At 62.6% G+C, this 16544-nt stretch carries 14 protein-coding genes; 1 reads left to right on the top strand and 13 read right to left on the bottom strand.

The genetic code is table 11. The annotated features are described in order from the left end of the window. Positions 1 to 45 precede the first annotated feature (45 nt). From BR24_RS13330 to BR24_RS13270, 13 genes are all read right to left on the bottom strand, one after another. Positions 46 to 1065, bottom strand: coding sequence for an HD-GYP domain-containing protein (locus BR24_RS13330; protein ID WP_496541975.1), 1020 nt, complete (start codon positions 1063 to 1065; stop codon positions 46 to 48). Between the two features lie 21 nt (positions 1066 to 1086). Next, positions 1087 to 1314: a competence protein ComEC gene (locus tag BR24_RS13325; RefSeq protein ID WP_496541974.1), complete on the bottom strand. Its 228-nt coding sequence runs from the start codon at positions 1312 to 1314 to the stop codon at positions 1087 to 1089. Between the two features lie 99 nt (positions 1315 to 1413). Beyond that, positions 1414 to 2841: a DNA integrity scanning protein DisA nucleotide-binding domain protein gene (locus BR24_RS13320; RefSeq protein ID WP_496541973.1), complete on the bottom strand. Its 1428-nt coding sequence runs from the start codon at positions 2839 to 2841 to the stop codon at positions 1414 to 1416. 129 nt (positions 2842 to 2970) lie between these two features. Further along, positions 2971 to 3468, bottom strand: a complete 498-nt coding sequence (locus BR24_RS13315; RefSeq protein ID WP_496541972.1) for a KdsC family phosphatase — start codon at positions 3466 to 3468, stop codon at positions 2971 to 2973. A 40-nt stretch (positions 3469 to 3508) separates the two neighbouring features. Next, entirely contained in the window at positions 3509 to 6712 is a 3204-nt protein-coding gene (locus BR24_RS13310; protein WP_496541971.1) for an efflux RND transporter permease subunit, read from the bottom strand. Beyond that, a complete protein-coding gene (locus BR24_RS13305; protein WP_496541970.1) occupies positions 6712 to 7746 on the bottom strand; it encodes an efflux RND transporter periplasmic adaptor subunit in 1035 nt (344 codons plus the stop codon). Before BR24_RS13305 ends, BR24_RS13310 begins: the two co-directional genes overlap by 1 nt. Positions 7747 to 8765: 1019 nt before the next feature. Next, entirely contained in the window at positions 8766 to 9656 is an 891-nt protein-coding gene (locus BR24_RS13300; RefSeq protein ID WP_496541969.1) for a M48 family metalloprotease, read from the bottom strand. A 10-nt stretch (positions 9657 to 9666) separates the two neighbouring features. Further along, positions 9667 to 10167: an SH3 domain-containing protein gene (locus BR24_RS13295; protein WP_496541968.1), complete on the bottom strand. Its 501-nt coding sequence runs from the start codon at positions 10165 to 10167 to the stop codon at positions 9667 to 9669. 152 nt (positions 10168 to 10319) lie between these two features. Then, a complete protein-coding gene (locus tag BR24_RS13290; protein ID WP_496542009.1) occupies positions 10320 to 11540 on the bottom strand; it encodes an ABC transporter permease in 1221 nt (406 codons plus the stop codon). Beyond that, positions 11540 to 12205: a DUF3431 domain-containing protein gene (locus BR24_RS13285; RefSeq protein ID WP_496541967.1), complete on the bottom strand. Its 666-nt coding sequence runs from the start codon at positions 12203 to 12205 to the stop codon at positions 11540 to 11542. The genes BR24_RS13290 and BR24_RS13285 overlap by 1 nt, the downstream gene beginning before the upstream one ends. 376 nt (positions 12206 to 12581) lie before the next feature. Next, the gene (locus BR24_RS13280; RefSeq protein ID WP_496541966.1) at positions 12582 to 13973 is read right to left on the bottom strand and encodes an MATE family efflux transporter; all 1392 of its coding nucleotides are present in this window, start codon (positions 13971 to 13973) and stop codon (positions 12582 to 12584) included. 75 nt (positions 13974 to 14048) lie between these two features. Then, entirely contained in the window at positions 14049 to 15053 is a 1005-nt protein-coding gene (locus BR24_RS13275) for a glycosyltransferase family 2 protein (protein WP_496541965.1), read from the bottom strand. Positions 15054 to 15064: 11 nt separating this feature from the next. After that, the gene (locus tag BR24_RS13270; RefSeq protein WP_496541964.1) at positions 15065 to 15907 is read right to left on the bottom strand and encodes a ChbG/HpnK family deacetylase; all 843 of its coding nucleotides are present in this window, start codon (positions 15905 to 15907) and stop codon (positions 15065 to 15067) included. 83 nt (positions 15908 to 15990) lie between these two features. Here BR24_RS13270 and BR24_RS13265 point away from each other — a divergent pair, with 83 nt between their 5' ends. Next, positions 15991 to 16482 (top strand): MarR family winged helix-turn-helix transcriptional regulator, encoded by a 492-nt coding sequence (locus tag BR24_RS13265; protein WP_496541963.1) that lies wholly within the window; start codon positions 15991 to 15993, stop codon positions 16480 to 16482. The last annotated feature ends 62 nt before the right edge of the window (positions 16483 to 16544 follow it).

Genomic DNA, 16544 nt, shown 5'->3' with positions numbered 1-16544 from the left:
CTGAAGGCGCTTGATGTCGACCGCATGGCAAAAGCGACGATCGCGTTACCCGGGGATGCCCTGAAGATACTCCACAAGCGCCCGGCAGACGCGGTGATCGTAGGCCCTGTCCATCTTCAGCAGCTCCACCGCCGCCTCCACCGTGTTGCGACGCCGGGAGTGAGGCCGGTCCGTGACCATGGCGCAGAAGGAGTCCGCCACCGCCGCGATCCGCCCGTACAGGCCTATGTCGCGTCCCTTGAGCTGACCGGGGTAGCCGCTGCCGTCGATGCGTTCGTGATGTTGCAGGCACGGCTCGAGGACCTCTTCCGAATCCAGCCCGAGCTTTTCCAGAATCATGCGCCCGTCCTTGGGATGCTCCTTGAGCTTCCGGCGCTCGGTCGCACTGAGCTGCGAGGTCTTTTCCGTCATCAGGCGGGAAACCCGGCTCATGCCGATGTCGTAGAGGAAGAAGCCTAGGCATACCGGCGCCAGATTCTCGATGACCACCTTGTCACGGTTGAGCTGAAGGTAGATGGCCAGCGCGATGATGCCCGCGTTGACCCGCTGCCGCTCGCGGTCCCGGTTGCGGTGGGACACGCTCACCAGATGGTCGATGTTGTCGTAGTCCACGCCCACATAGACCGCAAGACTGTCCACGACCTGCGTGAGCCGCTCCAGCTGCGGCACCATGGTGTGCTCGAACAGGTCCTTCTGGCGGCAGGCTATTTCGGAAACGAGAATCCCGGCCAGATCCTCGGGCGTGAGGTTCGGGTCGTCCAGCGCCGCGTCGGGATCCGAGGCGGCGCAACGGGCGTAGACTTCCTGATCGTTACGGGAAAAGAACAGGCGGCCGCGGTCGGCCAGATGAACGAGGTGTTCCAGATGGTCAGGGGGCATGGCCGCCCCGGCTGCGTAGACGTTTACAAGAGAATTCAGCTTTTTGCGGTATCGGTAGAGGTTCAGCGGCATGGGCCCTCTGGGCTGTGCCCTGAGTACGGCCGGGCCGATCTGGTTGAATTCCTCCACATTGAGGTCCTCGGGAATCTCGTCCTTGTCGAGGTAGTCTTCGGCGTCGCTTCTCATCAGGCTCTCCGTCGTCCCCCGTCAGCTGCGGGGGCCGATCATCAGGTACGCGGCCAACGCGCCCCAGCACAGGGCGCTGACGCCCAGCCCCGCGGGAATCGTCCACCAGCGAAGGTGAACCGCCCTGCCGCGAAACCGGAACGTGCCGCAACACGTGAACAGTCCGAGCACCATCTGGACCAGCACCCCCGAAGCCGCAAGCGACGGCAACAACAGCACCCAGACCAGAGGATCACCCAGCCAGCCCACCGATCACTCCATCAAAGCGCAAGCGTTCGTGACGCCGATACTATACTGCAAACAAAGAAAATATCCGCCCGAATTCTTCTCAACAGCAATCATCCGCAATCAGTCCTCCAACCAGTCGGCCAGAAGCGGCGGCGTGGGACAGCCCGCCATCTGACGCCAGTCGCAGGCCGCCGTCAACTCGATGCCGTTCTGGATGATCGAGACCGGCCTGTCCGACGAGACCACGATGACCACGAGGTTCTCGTTCTCCGCCGTGAAGCGAAGCGCCGAATTGAACCGCGCCCCTCGCCCGCGGTTCTCGCCCGGCACGCTGCGTCCGTCCATGAGGCAGCCGAAACCGTGCAGCTTGAGGTCCGCTCCGATATGCAGGGCTCCGTCGATCTTTGCCAGCGAGCAGGCCAGCTTGATCTGTCCCGGCTCGCGCAGATCGGGAGGCACCTCGAAGCGCTGCCCCGCCGTGGGCACGAGCATGTGCCCGAGGTCGAGAATCAGCGTGCAGCCGTGGCGGCGGTCGCGCACCCGGTTCACCAGAGCGTGAACCAGCCGCATCATCTGATGCTGGGACTCCATCTCAAGACGCGACTCCAGAAGGATTTCCTCCAGTTGCACGAGGTTCGCCTTGAGATTGCGGGAATGGAAATTTCCGTCCGTGAAGGTGCACACCTGCTCGTCCCTGAGCATGAGCGAGCCGCGGCTGCCGCCGAACTGCGCGGCCAGATAGGCGCCCGGCACGGAGCCGATGGCGATGCCCACGATGTCGCTGCCGTCCGAGACGAGCACGCGCCCGGAATACTCCACGGCCTGCAGCATCTTTCTCACATGCTTGAAGTCCGTGAGCCGGGGCCGCTCGTTCTTCGGGAAACGGCAGATGAACCGCACAAGGCCCAGATCGTTCGGCTCGACCACCACCAGCCGGCCGCGGGGCCACGCGCCCTCCTCCTTGGTGCGGGAGATGCCCAGCACCGCGTCGAGGAAAGGATAGACCCGGATACTGCTGTCCAGAAAACCCATCTCGCTCCGGGCATCCACGATGTAGTCGCGGATGGCGTGGGACGCGCAGTTCTGCAGCACGTATCCGGCGGTATCCACGTTCATCACGTTGCGGAGCTCGTAGTTCTGGGCGAAGAGGCGCACAGCGTACTCCATCCAGCGCCGGGTGGGGCCGAGGCTGCACATGTCCGGGTGCTCCTCGGTGAACCACATCTGGTACTGCACGGCGCGGGAACGGCCGCCGAAGGGGATGATGCCCGCCAGTTGAAGGTCCTTGTATTCGCGTTCGTCAAGAAAGGCCACGTCGGAGGAGGTGCATTCGGTTTCCCGCCACGCGTCGGAGCCGAGGTAGTGCTCCATCAGCCGGGGTTCGTGTCCCCGGAGCAGTCCCTGAGGATCGTAGATGCGGGGCGGGGAGTCCATGCGGGGGGCATAGACGAGAGCTGCGCGGCTGTTCCCCGAAAAATGGGAAAGCCCTTCGCGCAGTCCGTCGAGAATGTGAAAAATGCAGACGCTTTCGAACGAATTGTCCGACATCGTCCCCCCTCCCCTCAGGCCGAATGCCTTTTCACAATCCACTAGGACGAATCGGCGATTATGTCCAGACCGGGGACGCTTTCGGGCGCCTTGCCGGGTGTCGCCGCTCCAGCCCCGTCAGTGCACGCATCAGGCGTTGGAATGAAGGATTTCAGCCAGTTCTCGCGCCACGCCCTCACCGCCGCGCGCATCGAACACATGCCGGACCGCCTCGCGCGCCCGGGTCCACGCGTCCGCGGGGGCGGCCGGATATCCCACGGCCCGCAGGCACGACAGGTCGTTCACGTCGTTGCCCACGAACATGGTTCGCTCCATGCGCCAGCCGTTCTGCCCCAGATGCTCCTTCAACGCCGTGAGCTTGTCCTCAAGCCCATGCACGGCCGGAATCCCCAACTTGTCGGCGCGGGCCCGCACCACGGGGTTTCGCTCCGTGCTGAGGATAATCTGCGGCACCCCCAGCTTGCGGATGATGCCCACGCCCATACCGTCCGCGCGGTTGCAGGTCACGGTTTCGTGCCCGTCCTGATGCACGTGGACACGGTTGTCCGTCATGACCCCGTCGAAGTCGTAGACGATCAGGTCCAGATCGGAGGGGCTGAGGCCGGAAAGCTCTTTCCTGTCAGTCACAAGCAGGCTCCTGCGGATTGTTGCGGTCGTTGCGGTCCGGTCACGCTTCGCTCTCGGTGCCGCGCTTTCTTTCGTACCACTCGTGCATTCTCGTGAGCAGTTCCCAGAGCACGGGGATGATGAACACCGTCAGGGTGGTCGCCACACACAGGCCGGTGACGAAGGTCGTGGCCATGGTCCCCCAGACCAGTGAGTAGTAAGGGATTCCGAGCGCCATTGGCAAGAGCCCCAGCGAGGTGGTCAGGGTGGTCAGCAGGATGGGCCGCAGCCGGATGCGGACCGCCTCCCGGAGCGCCTCCGTCCTCGACAGCCCCGAGGCGTAGAGCTTGTTGATGAAGTCCAGCAGCACAAGCGAGTCGTTGACCACGACGCCCGTCACCCCCACCGTGGCCACGAAGCTGTTCACGGTGAACAGGGACCGGGTCAGGAACGTGCCCCAGACCACACCGGTCAGGGCAAAGACCACCGCTGAAAGGATCACGAGCGGCTGGGTGTAGCTCTGAAACTGACAGGCGAGGATGGTGTAGATAACCAGGATGGCGATCATGAACGCGTACGCCAGCGAACGAAACGACTTGCCAGTGCTCTCGAACTCGCCCGAGAAGTTCACGGTGGCGCCGGGATACCCCTCCCGCACGCTCTCATAGAACTGACGGGTGTCATGCACGATACTGGCCGTGGTCACCGGTGCGCCCTGCTTGATGTTCGCGGTGAGCGTGATGGCCCGCAGCCCCTCGAACCGGTTGCGCTGGCCCGGTTCACGGTATGTCAAGACCTCGCACAGGTCGCCCAGCCGGACCGGGCCGCTCGAATGCTCCACCACCGGGATGTCCAGTGCGTTCGAGGGGTTCTCCAGATGCCGGGGGTCGATCTTCACCCGCAGGTCCACATCCTCGTCCGACATGCGGAACTCGCCCACGAACCGCCCGTCCAGTACACTCCCGGCCAGCGCCGCCACCTGCCGCTTGGTGAGGCCGTACTCATGCACCCGCTCCGGGTCGGGCACGAAGCGGAATATCCGGTTGTCCGTACCGGTGTCCGTCTCCAGATTCACGAGGTACGGGGCGATGGAGTCATTGTTCACAAGCCAGCCGAGCACCTCGTCCTTGAGCGCGCGCACCGAGGCCGGGTCAGGCCCGAGCACCCGTATGTTCACATCCTTGCCCGTGGGCGGGCCGTCCTTTTGCGGCCAGATGCGATACTCCCACCCCCCTTGCTTGTGTTGCGCGAGCCTGTCTCGCATCCACTCGAACAGCAGCAGGGGGTTGTTGTCGGGATTGTCCGGGAACCGTTGATCAGGACGGTCCGGCAGCTCCACGATGACTATGCCGAGGTTTGAGCTGAAAATGTTCTCGTAGTCCTCGTTGATATCCGTCCCCGCCAGCGCGGTGCAGGACTTGCTCACCCCGTCGCCGAGCGCGCGTATATCTTTTGAGATGGCCTTGACCTTCTCCGAGACCGCTTCCACTGGAGTACCCACCGGCCCCTCCACGCTCACGTAATACACACGGTAATCGTCCGGAAAGAACTTTACTTTGATAAGGGGTATCGCCCCGGACATGGAAACACCCAGAATCCCGAGCGCAGCTGCGAACGCCAGCCCGATTGCCCCGAGGCTCAGGACCTTGTGCCGCAGACAGAACAACAGCACTCTGTCCACGATTTTCCTCAACAGCACCAGAAAGGCCGGGTCGTCGGACACGGCGTGATCATGCGCCTGCCTGCGCAGCTTACGGCCTCCGGGCCAGTCCAGCACGTGCAGGGGCAGGATGATCAGACATTCGATGAGGGATGCGGCGATGGCAAAGGTCACCGCCTTGGGTACCAGCGCGAAGAACTCGCCAGTGGAACCGGTCATGATCAGCATGGGCAGGAACGCTGCAACCGTTGTGGAGGTGGCCGCAACCACGGGCAGAAACACCTCGCTGGTGCCGTCGATGACCGCCACGCGCAATTCCTTGCCCTCCTGCACGTGCCGGTAAATGTTCTCCACCACCACGATGGCGTCGTCGACAATGATCCCGCTGACGAGCACGAACGAGAAAAGCGTTATCTCATTCAGTGAGTTGCCCGTGATCCACATGATGATCATGGTCACGAGGAAGGCAAACGGAACCCCCACGGTGGTCAGCATGGCGTTGCGGAATCCCATGACCACCCAGATGGTGATGCACACGAGCGCGATACCCACCAACAGGTTGGACCCCAGCGTGCTGATGCTGTCGTCGATATAGGCCCGCTGAGCCTGCGTGACCACCGCCTCGACCCCCTCGGCCTCCAGCTCGGGACGAAAATCCTCCAGCACCCGCCGCACCGCCTCGTCGATGTCCAGTGCGTTGCCTTCGGCGGTCTTGACCACCTTGACGCTCACCGAATCCTTGCCGTTGACCGAGGTGATGACGAACGGATCCCGGTAATCCAGCCCGGCCCGGCTGATCACGTCCGCCACCCGCACGAAGGACCCGTCCGCGTCGTTGCGGACCACGGTCCGCGCCACCTGCTCGCGCGAGCGGAAACGCTCGTCCACGAGAATGACGTACTCGCCGGAATCGCTGACGAAATCACCCGCAGGAATGGACACGTTCGCGGAATCCAGCGCCGAGGAAACTTCGTAGAAGGTTACGCCGAAGCGCCGCATCTTCTCGGGGTCGAGCACCACGTGGAACTCACGGGTGTACTCCCCCTCAATGCTGACCTCCTTGACCCCCTCTATCCGTTCAAGGGGAATCTTGATCTCCTCCGCCATCAGCGTCAGGGCGCGGTTGGACCGCTCCCCCACAAGGTTCACCGAAAGAACCGGGAGCCACTCGTCCACGTTGATGACGGTAAATTCGGGAGGGTCCATCTCCTGCGGAAGGTCGTTCTGTATTGAAAGCACATTGAAGCGCAGTTCGTCATACAGAGCGTCATAATCAGTATCGTCCAGAAACTTGACCATGATGCTCGAACGCTCACGGTACGAGCGGGAACGCACGTACTCCACATGCTCAAGATCATCCAGTGAATCCTCTATCTTGCGCGTGACGAGCGCCTCCACTTCCGTGGGGCTGGCTCCGGGCAGATACGCTGAGATGACCACCTTGCCCATCTGCACGTTGGGGTACCGCTCCACCGCGAGGTCCAGCACACAGAACGCACCCACGACCATGAGCATGACAAACACGAGGTTCACGAAAACCTTCTGCCGCAGAGTCATGGCGATGAACGCCCTGACCGGGCCGGGGGGTGTGCTCCGAGAGGCCATCAGCCACGCCCCCCGCCGCCGTCAGGTGCGACCACGAACCGGTCGCCGGGGCGAACGTCCGGCGAAGAGACTCTGACCGTGCCCCCGGGACCGCCACCCAGCAGCACCACCCGGACACGCCCCCCTTCCGGCCGGACCAGAAAGAATTCCTCATACGCCTTGAGCAACGCGGTTCGCGGCACCAGCACCGCCCCTCCCGGATCCGGCAACGGCAACACCAATTCCGTACGGATGCCCCCGCGCATCGAGATGTCCCCCGATGTTATCTCAAGGTCCACGTTGATCTTGCGGGTCTCGGGATCGTACCCCGGCGCAACCCGTTCCACGCGAGCCGTAACCGCCCCACCCTCATCAGGCAGACGCAGCTCGATGGCCTCACCCATTTTCTTCAAAGCGGAAAACTCGCGCCTGCTCAGGGCAAACGGCACCAGCAACGTTGAATAATTGCCGAGCGTCGCCGCAGTCTGCCCGCGCGTTACCCACTCCCCCGGCTCCAACTCCCGATGCTTGACCTTCCACCCCTCCGGGGCCTTGATGATATGCCGCACCAGCCGCTCCTGAAGCCTGCGCTCCTCCACCTGCAACGCCCTGAGCTGCTGAAGCGTCGTGTCATGCGCGCGCACGTTGTTATCCAAAGTAGACTGCGCCGCAGTTCGTCCCTTCACCAGCTCCCGATACCGCTCCATCTCCTTGCGATGATACGCCAACTCGCTCTTTAACCGCCCCTGCTCCGCACGGTTGTTCTCCAGATCAAGCCGCACAAACGTGTCGTCAAGCTCCGCGAAACGCCCGTCCTCGCCAATGCTATCACCCACGTCCGCAAAAACTCTCTCCACACGTCCGTCCACCTCCGCCACCAGCGTCATGGTATTCCGGGCACGGGTGAACCCCGTAAGGACGGCCTCGCGCGCAGCCTTTCGTGCAGAAAACGTCTCCACTTCACCCCGAGGCCCCTCAGCAGCCTCGTCCACCCCCTCCTCAATGGCGGCCACACGCTCGCCGTCCTCCCGATGCTCACCGGACTCGGCAGGCATATCCCCGCCGCACCCGACAGCCAAAAACAAAACCACAAATGCAAACAACCACAGCTTCGGCATCATCCACGCCCCTGAAATAGCACGTTAACAACCGGCTCAGGCACACCCTTTCGCAGCCCCGATAATCGGATACACAACAACCTGCCCGCTCCATGCAGATCCTACTGGCTCCGACCATAGCACAGTCACAAGCCAACGGCCCGCCCATATACCATCTCGGAGCACCACGCGCTTTCGCATATGCCCGCTCATAAACTATTTTTGGGTCATGATTTGCCGTTAGCAACCATTGGCGAATGTGTAAACGCCGGTCACGCTTTTTGATGCTCGCTGACAAGTGTCGTCGGATGACGTTAAGGAATCCTCCGAAGGCCCTCCGGGGGCTTAAGAACCCTTTTGCAAAAGGGTTCTTAAGAATCTCCCAAAAACCTTTGGCTTGCCAAGCCGCGTCGAGCTTTCCGAAAGCCTCAGCGCGTAGGCGGCTTGGCAGGGGCGAACGGCGGTCGCTGGTCATAAGGGACGGAAAGCGCTTAGAGGGAGAACTGATGAACCGAGAAGTTCACACATGAATCCCCATCAGCCAAGACGCCCGGAACCAAAATCCCGTCAGCGGGGTTGCAGCATGGACGAGGTTTGTGCGGTCGCATGAACCCTGCGCCGCAGCCCCGCTGATAAATCAGGGATTCCAAAGGAGGCTCGCCCCTTTGGTCCGCCTGAAGGGCCCGCCGGAGGCATTGCTGCGACACTTGGGTAGCGGGACAGGATGGTTTATTGGGAGTTCTGGTGAGGGAATCTGTGCACCGAACACGTTCCGATTGACGAACCTGGCTAACAAAATTCGTCAGCCAAGACGCACGGAACGTAAATCCCCGTCAGCGGGGTTGCAGCATGAACGCGAGTTCTGCGGCCGCATGAACCCGGCTGCTGCAACTCCGCTGACAACCCGGGGATTGCAAAGGGGGCCCGCCCCTTTGCCGGGGTGCAGGGGCGGAGCCCCTGCCCGCCGGGGGCAGCATTTACTTAATTCTTTTCTGGTACCAGCCGAGTCTGCCGGTGGAGGTCCGGAGTTCTTTCCAGTCGGGGTATTTTTCCAGTTCGACCCGGAGTTTTGCCAGTCTTTGCTTGAGTGGCGGGTGGGTTCCGTACCAGGAGCCTTTGACGGTGGCTCCGGACTGGTTTTTTTGCAGGATTTCGAGCACTTCGTACATGGCTTTGGGGCTGTAGCCGGTGCGATAGGCGGTCTGCATGGAGAGCCGGTCGGCTTCGAATTCCATCTGATGGCTGAGGCCGGTATCGAAGAGGGTTTCCTTCATGCCTGAGACGGCTTTCTTGAACTTCTTTCCTTCTTCGCTGTTCATGTTGGCGGTGGTGATCTGGGTCACGCCTTGGAGCAGTTGAGCCTGCTGGATGGATTCAACGGCGTGCTTGGCGGCGACGTGTCCTACTTCGTGGGAGAGGATTGCAGCCAGTTGTGCTTCGGTCTTGAGGGCTTTGACGAGTGCGGAGGAGAGAAAGACGATGCCGCCGGGGCAGCTGAAGGCGTTCATGAGGGGGCTTTGCACCACGACGAAGTGGTAGGGAATGTCCGGTCGGGTGGAGTTGGCGGCGACGGCTTTGCCCATGAGGTTGACGAAGCGCTGCACATGTTCATCTTCCACGGGCATTCCGTAGCGCTGGAAGCCTTCGAGGGCGAGGCTTTCGCCGAGGGCGAGTTCGGATTCGTAGTCGAGCCCCTGTGCGCCGCGCAGGATGGTGCCGATGCCTTCGAGGGTCTTTCGTTCCTTGGAGCCTTCTTTTGTCAGGCCTTTGCTGAGGGCGTCGAAGAGGTTGCCCTGTGCGAGGGCGGGGGCTGCGGAGAGACCGGCCATGGTTCCGGCGAGAAGGGTGATGACTTTTCTTCTGTTCATGTTCTCGCTCCTACTGGGCGTATTCGCCGATTTTTCCGCGCTGGAGGAACTCGCGAACATCGTCGCGGGTGATCTTGCGTTCCATTACGGAATCGAGGGCCTTCTGATAGGACTCGGGGGTGCCTGTGCTTTCAGCGTAGGCTTCGGCTTCGGGGGACAGCCCTCTGATGGCGCGGTCGGTGCTGGCCCTGCCGGATTCGATGTCCGAGTCGAGGCTGCCGAAAAGACCGGGGGCGCCCTTGGAGGCGTCACGCTCGGGCTTGGATGAGCTGATCTTGCCTCGATAGACCCAGCCGCTTCGGCCGGAGTCGCTCTTGACCTTGTACCAGCGGCCGGATTTGTCCTGAACGGAAAGGCGCTCGTCTAGCCGGAGGCTGCTCACGACTTCGGAACCGCCTTTCGGGGAGCTGCGGAGCTCCGTTCCTTCCGAGGCGACCCAGACATAGCGGGCGGCAAACGCGGTCCCTGCGAACAGGACCGTAAACAGAAATAGTGCGGCGATTCGTTTCATGAGGCTATCATCTCCTTGCTGAGAGCATTCAGTATAGCTCACCGCCAACGGAATGCAATACCCTCGCCGCTCTCTTTGCACGAGATACATGGCAGGGCATACAACTTGTATGGTCCGCCATATAATGTGCGAACGTATTTGATTCAGGGTAGTTACTTCAATACGTCCAGAATCTGGATTCTGGCGGCCTGCCATGCGGGATAGGCGCCGGCGGCGATACCCAGCAGGAAGCTGGAGACGAGGGTGCCGCCGACCACGAACGGGTCGGCGATGAAGGGGAACCCGCCGAAGCGGGCGACGAGAGCGGCCGCTCCGACCGAAACCAGCACCCCTGCGCTGCCGCCGACACCTGACATGACGGCAGCCTCGAACAGGAACTGGCGCACGATGTCTCCCTGCTTGCCGCCGACAGCCCTGCGGATACCGATCTCCACGCGCCGCGAGCGCACCACGAGCACCATGATGGAGAGGATTCCGAGGCCGCCCACGGCAAAGGAGACACCGGAGGCGATGCCGCCGAGGGTCTGCATGAGATCCAGCGCCTGCTGTTGCAGCTGGATGGTGTCGCGGGCGGTGAGCGTGTCGAAGTCGTCTTCTTCGCCGGGGCCGATGCGGTGGCGTTTGCGCAGGATGGACTCCACCGCGCCGTCCACGACTCCACGGTCAGCTGAGTCGGCCAGCGTGATGAAGGCCCCGTCCACCCAGTCTTGATTGCTGGCGCGGCGCATGTATGTGGTCAGGGGCATGAGCAGAATCTCGTCCTGATCGTCGCCGGAGATATCGCGACCCTTGGCCTCCATGATGCCGATGACCCGGAAGCCGGCCCGGAAGATGAAGACCATCTCTCCCATGGCCCCCCGCGCGGAGCCGAAGAGCCTCTTGGCGACTTTGCGGCCGAGCACGACCACCTTGTCGGCGTCACGCACTTCCGCGGCGGTGAAGAACCGTCCGATGTCCGGTCCGAAGCTGCGGATCTGCGGGAAGTTCTCCCACGCGGCGGTGACCCGTGCGGTGGTAGCCTCTCCGCCTCCACGCACCGGCATGGCGTTGACGATGAACGGGGTTGCGTCCAGCAGCGACGGGACGCCGGCCATCAGCGCGCGCACGTCGGAAACCGTGAAGTTGCGGTGGTAGGTGCTGATGCGCGCCCCGCCGCTTCTGCGGAAGCGAACCTTGCCCGCCACCACGGCGTAGAGATTCGGGCCGAGCTTCTCGGTCTCGATCTCGGCCTGCCGCACCATCATCTGCGAAATATTCTGTACACCGGTGAACGCCAGCGCGCCGAGGAACACTCCGAGCATGGCCAGCACCGCGCGCAGTTTGTGGGCGGCCAACGAGGAAAGGGCGATGCGCAGGTTCAGGGGCATCCGCATCATGCCTCCGGATGGTACCGGGACCGGTTCCAGGCGGTGTTGCCGTTGAAGACGAGATGCCAGAGCCGTTCAAAGGCGTGACCGGTGTTGAACCGGTCCTGCGGGTCGGCTTCCACAAGGGCGAGCGCGTATTCGTAAAACGTCTTGGGACGAGTGCGGATGCGCTCCGCCGTCACCGCAAAATTGCCGGTCACCCCCCGGGCCACGAACCGCTCCGGGACCGGCCCATCGAACAGTTTTCCGAAGGTCTCCGCCACCGGTATGTCGCGCCCCCAGCCGGGCCAGCGCCCCTCGTTTTCCGGCTTGCGCAGGTCGTGCGGTCTGCCCAGCCCGTCACACTCGAGCCTGAACCACGCGAATCCGCCGAATGGCCGCCCCTTTGCGGCGTATGCCTCTATGATTTCCGCCAGATCGTCCACGGTTCCGCCCTGTTGCGAAAGGTGGTCGAACGGGTCGCCCTGCAGAAAGACCGTCAGGCCGTCGAGCGTTTCGTAATGCCTCACGATATGCGTCAGGTAGGTGTGGGCCTCGCGCCCGATGTTCGGCAGCGGGGTCGCGCCGGACAGGCCTTCCCCGCTCTTGTCATAGACCGTCGCCGGGTACCCGAGCCGGGAGACCCAGCTCACGTCCTCTCGATACCGCGCTATGACCAGATTGACCTTCATGCCTGAGGCTCCGTGACTATGTTGTGATCACCCATATCAAGTTCAACGTTCCGCAATGAGCTCGAGGTCCGGTTGCAGCAACGCGCCGCAAGCGCATGAGACATCCGGAACAGCGTGTGGAGCTTGGCTTTCCGCTCGACGTGGAAGGCCGTCGCGTCATTCACGGCCGCGCTGATGCCGTCCGTGATCATCAAGTGACTCCAAATGTTCTGCATACGTGCCGCCGCTTCGGGCCGCGTCAGAACCGGTCCATGAAAGCAGCACCGTACCCCACGGCGGCAGGGACGGCAACAGCCGGTGCGTGAATCGGCGACGACTTTCCGGAGCGTGGTTGCCCGCCGTCCCCGTCTCAGCCGAATAGCGACCCTGCCGAGCCTCAGGAGTCGTCGTCCACTATGCGAATCTCACGCCAGCTGCCCAGCCGGTAGCGGGCGGTGTATACCACCGTCAGCACCACAACGTACAGCAACAGGCAAGCCCACGCTGTCTGCACGCCGAAGCCGAAGCCCTTCACCAACACGGTCAGCGGCAGGATCATGCCGAAAATGGAGGCGGTCCCCATCACCTTCATGATGAACCGGGTGTCGCCGGCCCCCTTGAGCAGGCCCACCAGGGTCATGACCACCGCGTCCAGCACGGTGTAGGCCGCAACCCAGCGCATGAGCACCACCCCGGTCTCCCGCACCGAGGCCCACTCCTGCGCGCTCAGGTCGCCGCTTCGGAACATGTCCACGAAGAATCCGGGGAACACCACGAACAGCAACCCCATGAAGCTCATGTACGCAAGCGTCAGATGCAGCACGGAATGCATGCCGTAGGCGGCTTTTTCCGGTCTTCCTGCTCCCATCGCCTGACCGGTCATCACGCTCGCGGCGATGGACATGCCGATGGCAGGCAGGAAGGCCAGCGTGTCGATGCCGATGGCAATATTCGAAGCCGCAAGTTCCGCCTTGTCAAACCAGCCCACCACGATGCCGAAGTAGGACACGGCGAGCATGTCCAGAAAGAACTGCGCGCCGCCCGGCAGACCGTACTTCATGAACCGCCGGAACAGTCTGGGGGCATACCGCCACTGCGAGAAAATCCCGAAGCGCTCTTCGTGGCGGGAGCGGAAGACCAGCAGCGCCATGGCCGCGAAGTTGACGAAGTAGGCCGCCACCGTGGCCAGCGCCGCGCCTCGGATTCCCAGCTCGGGAAAGCCGAAGTATCCGTTGATGAGCGCATAGTTCAACGGAACGTTCACGGCGGCGGAGAGCATGTTGACCACCATCACCGGCCGGGTGATCCCCCTGCCCGAGAAGAAACACGACAGCGCGATGGACGCGAACCCGAAGAAGCTGCCGTGTGCCACGGTCTCGAAGTAGGCCGTCTCCAGCGCCCTGACGGTCGGCGCGTGTCCCGCCAGCGCAAAGATGTGATCGCAGAACACGCCGATGAAACTCATGATGAGCGCGGCCGGTATCACGAAGTACAGGCCCTGCCAGACTGCGGCCCCGACCCGTTCGTTGCGCTCCGCGCCTACGTACTGCGCTACAAAGACGCTCACGTATTCCAGCGTGCCGAGGAAGAACGAGTAGAACAGAAAGTACATGATGCTGGCGGGAAACGAGGCCGCCAGCGTATCCACGGAGTACCTCCCCAGAAAGATGCGGTCCGTGAAGATCATGAGCGTCGTCGAGGCCATGCTGATGACCAGCGGCAGGCCGATGCGCAGGGCCTCCGCGTATCCGTAGGGCTGGTTCCAGCGTTTGACTGAGGGCAGTATCATGGCGTTCCCGTTTCATGTGTTTGGTTTTCCGGGATAAAAAAAGGCGGGGTCCGCAGTCCCCGCCTGAAAATCGTCCTACCGATCCGATTCTCGGGATAGGGGCGGTTCGCGGTCTCCCTCCTCGGCTGGACATTCGCCGTTGAGGATTTCGCGGATCACGTACGGGCGGGTCTGCATGACCGTGTCCATGGTGTCGCCGATGGCCTCGAGGATGAACCCGGTGGACATGAACCCGAGGGAGGCGATGTAGAACAGGATGGCCCCGAAGAACGGCGGCCGCGTGCCCATGTCCACGCCCATGAATATTTTTTCGATCAGCACCCAGGCCATGACCAGCGAGGCGAACAGGAAAAACGCCAGCGCGATGCGGCCGAACAGGTACACCGGGCGCTGCTTGAAGGCGTTCTGGAACCAGATGGTCACGATGTCGAACAGCACGTCCACGATCCGCGACAGGCCGTAATGGCTCTTGCCCGCAAACCGCGGCGGACAGGTGGTGGGAATCTCCGTAACCGCGCCGCCGATGCGGTAGATGAGCGCCGGGATGAACCGGTGGTGCCCCTCGCGCAGGTGCAGGCCCCGGGCCATGTCGCCGTTCACGCAGGAGAAGCCGCCCATGTCGTAGATTTCGCAGCCGCTGGCCTTGCGGATCATCCAGTTGGCGATGCGGCTGGGCAGCAGCCTCAGCCAGCGAGACTCCGAACGGTTCACCCGCTGCCCGGAGACGGCGTCCCAGCCTTCCTTGATTTTTTCCACCAACAGGTGAATCTCTTCGGGCAGGTTCTGCAGGTCGCCGTCCATGATGACCACCCAGCGGCCTCTGCTGTTCTGCAGCCCGGCATACAGCGCGGTGCACTGGCCCCGGTTGCGGGAAAGGTTGATGCCCTTCACCTTCGGGTCCTTTTCGCAGATTTCGCGCAGCAGCCGCTCGGTGCCGTCGGTGGAACCGTCGTTGACCAGAACTATCTCGTAGCTGTACCCGGCCTTGCGCATGGCGGCGTCGGTACGGCGGTAGAATTCCTCGATGCACAGCTCCTCGTTGTGCATGGGCGTGACTATGCTGACTTCTATCTCGTTCACGTGTCGCTCCGTTATAGCTCGCCGAACCGCACCAGCGTGGCGCCGAGTTGGGCAAAAACGTCCTTCCATTCGTGCGAAGACAGGGATTCATACTCCGCTTTCCACTGCGAGTCCACGCGCATCCGACCGTAATCGGCATCCAGCTCCGGATCTTCGGGCAGGGCGTTGCCGGGGTGGCAGCAGATTTCCACCACCGTCTCCGGGGTATTCAGCCCGTTGCCGCGCACATGAGCCGCAAAGCGCTGCGGGGTGAGGCGATTTCCCTGATCGGAGATGCCCCACAGCGAGTCGGGAGTGACGATGGCCTCCGGCTCCTTCCGGAAAAACGAGCAGATGTTGAGAAACCGCACCCGGGCCATCCCGCGGTCCAGCCGCATGAGCCTGCCGCACTCCAGCGGCTTTCGCATGTGGCGGATGCCGAAACGCCGCGCCACCCTTCCGGCCACGTCCATGAGCGTGGGCCAGGCGTGCACATGCTTTTCGCTGTCGATATGGTCCGGTTTCATGCCAAGGTCCAGCAACCGCTGCAACTGCAGGCACCACTCGGCGTAGACCTGCTCGGGATCGACCCTGCCCGTGACGTAGCGCATGAACAGCCGCGGATAATCGGCCAGAAACATGCCGTCCTCGTCCACGAGGGTGTTCAGCTCGTCAGGGTCGCCCAGCGGCCTGCCGCGCAGCACATTCAGGTGAACACCCAGTCCGAGCCCCTGCATTGACGCAGCATCGCGCACATGCCTGCCGTTGGCCAGCACGCTTGCGGAGCTGACGGTTCCAGCCTGCGCGAGCTCGGCAGCCGCCCGGTTCACCGCCGGATGCAGCCCGGCATCGTCCACATTCACCACGATTCGCATGACGGATATCTATATTCTCGGCCCTTTTCCGTAAAGGCCCAATTGCATTGCCCGCACGCCTCTCTACTGATACATACCGATTCATGGCCGACCATATATTCAAATCCGACGCCCCGGACGCCCCTCTGCTCGATGCGCTCGACCTGCTCGGACGCTCGTACCGTGACGCGCTTGCGTCGCGTCTCTCCCCCTATGGCTGCAATCCCGGATACATTCGCGTGCTCAAGGCCCTGGACAGTGAAGCCGGCAGCTCCCAGAAGACGCTTCTGGCCCGCCTGGACCTTGACCAGTCCACTCTCTCGCGCACCCTCGCCCGCATGTTGCGCGACGGTCTCACCCGCGCCGAGCGATCGGAACAGGACCGTCGCACGACCGTCATTCACCTTACAGACGAGGGCCGGAGAATGATCAAGGTGGCGGACAACGCCCTGAGCGACCTCGACGCGGTCGCCAGAACCGGGCTTTCCGTCAACGATGTGCGGTACTTTCGCCGCGTGCTCCAGCGCATCCGGGCCTCGCTGGAGGCCGACGGACAGTCGCAGATTCTGGTGCTCGCGGACGTGCTGGACGAGTAAGCCGGTTGCCAAGTCGGTCCATCAGGGGTATCCATGCCCCACTTCGTCCCGTTCATCCGGGA

It is taken from the genome of Pseudodesulfovibrio halophilus DSM 5663, from assembly GCF_059568665.1.
The sequence above is the reverse complement of the archived record's forward strand: the minus strand, read 5'-3'. Positions and strand labels throughout refer to the sequence as shown.

Coding starts and splice junctions, on each gene's coding strand:
- BR24_RS13330 (WP_496541975.1), bottom strand. CDS start 1,065: ATGAGAAGCGACGCCGAAGACTACCTCGACAAGGACGAGATTCCCGAG.
- BR24_RS13320 (WP_496541973.1), bottom strand. CDS start 2,841: ATGTCGGACAATTCGTTCGAAAGCGTCTGCATTTTTCACATTCTCGAC.
- BR24_RS13310 (WP_496541971.1), bottom strand. CDS start 6,712: ATGGCCTCTCGGAGCACACCCCCCGGCCCGGTCAGGGCGTTCATCGCC.
- BR24_RS13305 (WP_496541970.1), bottom strand. CDS start 7,746: ATGCCTGCCGAGTCCGGTGAGCATCGGGAGGACGGCGAGCGTGTGGCC.
- BR24_RS13300 (WP_496541969.1), bottom strand. CDS start 9,656: ATGAACAGAAGAAAAGTCATCACCCTTCTCGCCGGAACCATGGCCGGT.
- BR24_RS13295 (WP_496541968.1), bottom strand. CDS start 10,167: ATGAAACGAATCGCCGCACTATTTCTGTTTACGGTCCTGTTCGCAGGG.
- BR24_RS13290 (WP_496542009.1), bottom strand. CDS start 11,540: ATGCGGATGCCCCTGAACCTGCGCATCGCCCTTTCCTCGTTGGCCGCC.
- BR24_RS13285 (WP_496541967.1), bottom strand. CDS start 12,205: ATGAAGGTCAATCTGGTCATAGCGCGGTATCGAGAGGACGTGAGCTGG.
- BR24_RS13280 (WP_496541966.1), bottom strand. CDS start 13,973: ATGATACTGCCCTCAGTCAAACGCTGGAACCAGCCCTACGGATACGCG.
- BR24_RS13270 (WP_496541964.1), bottom strand. CDS start 15,907: ATGCGAATCGTGGTGAATGTGGACGATGCCGGGCTGCATCCGGCGGTG.
- BR24_RS13265 (WP_496541963.1), top strand. CDS start 15,991: ATGGCCGACCATATATTCAAATCCGACGCCCCGGACGCCCCTCTGCTC.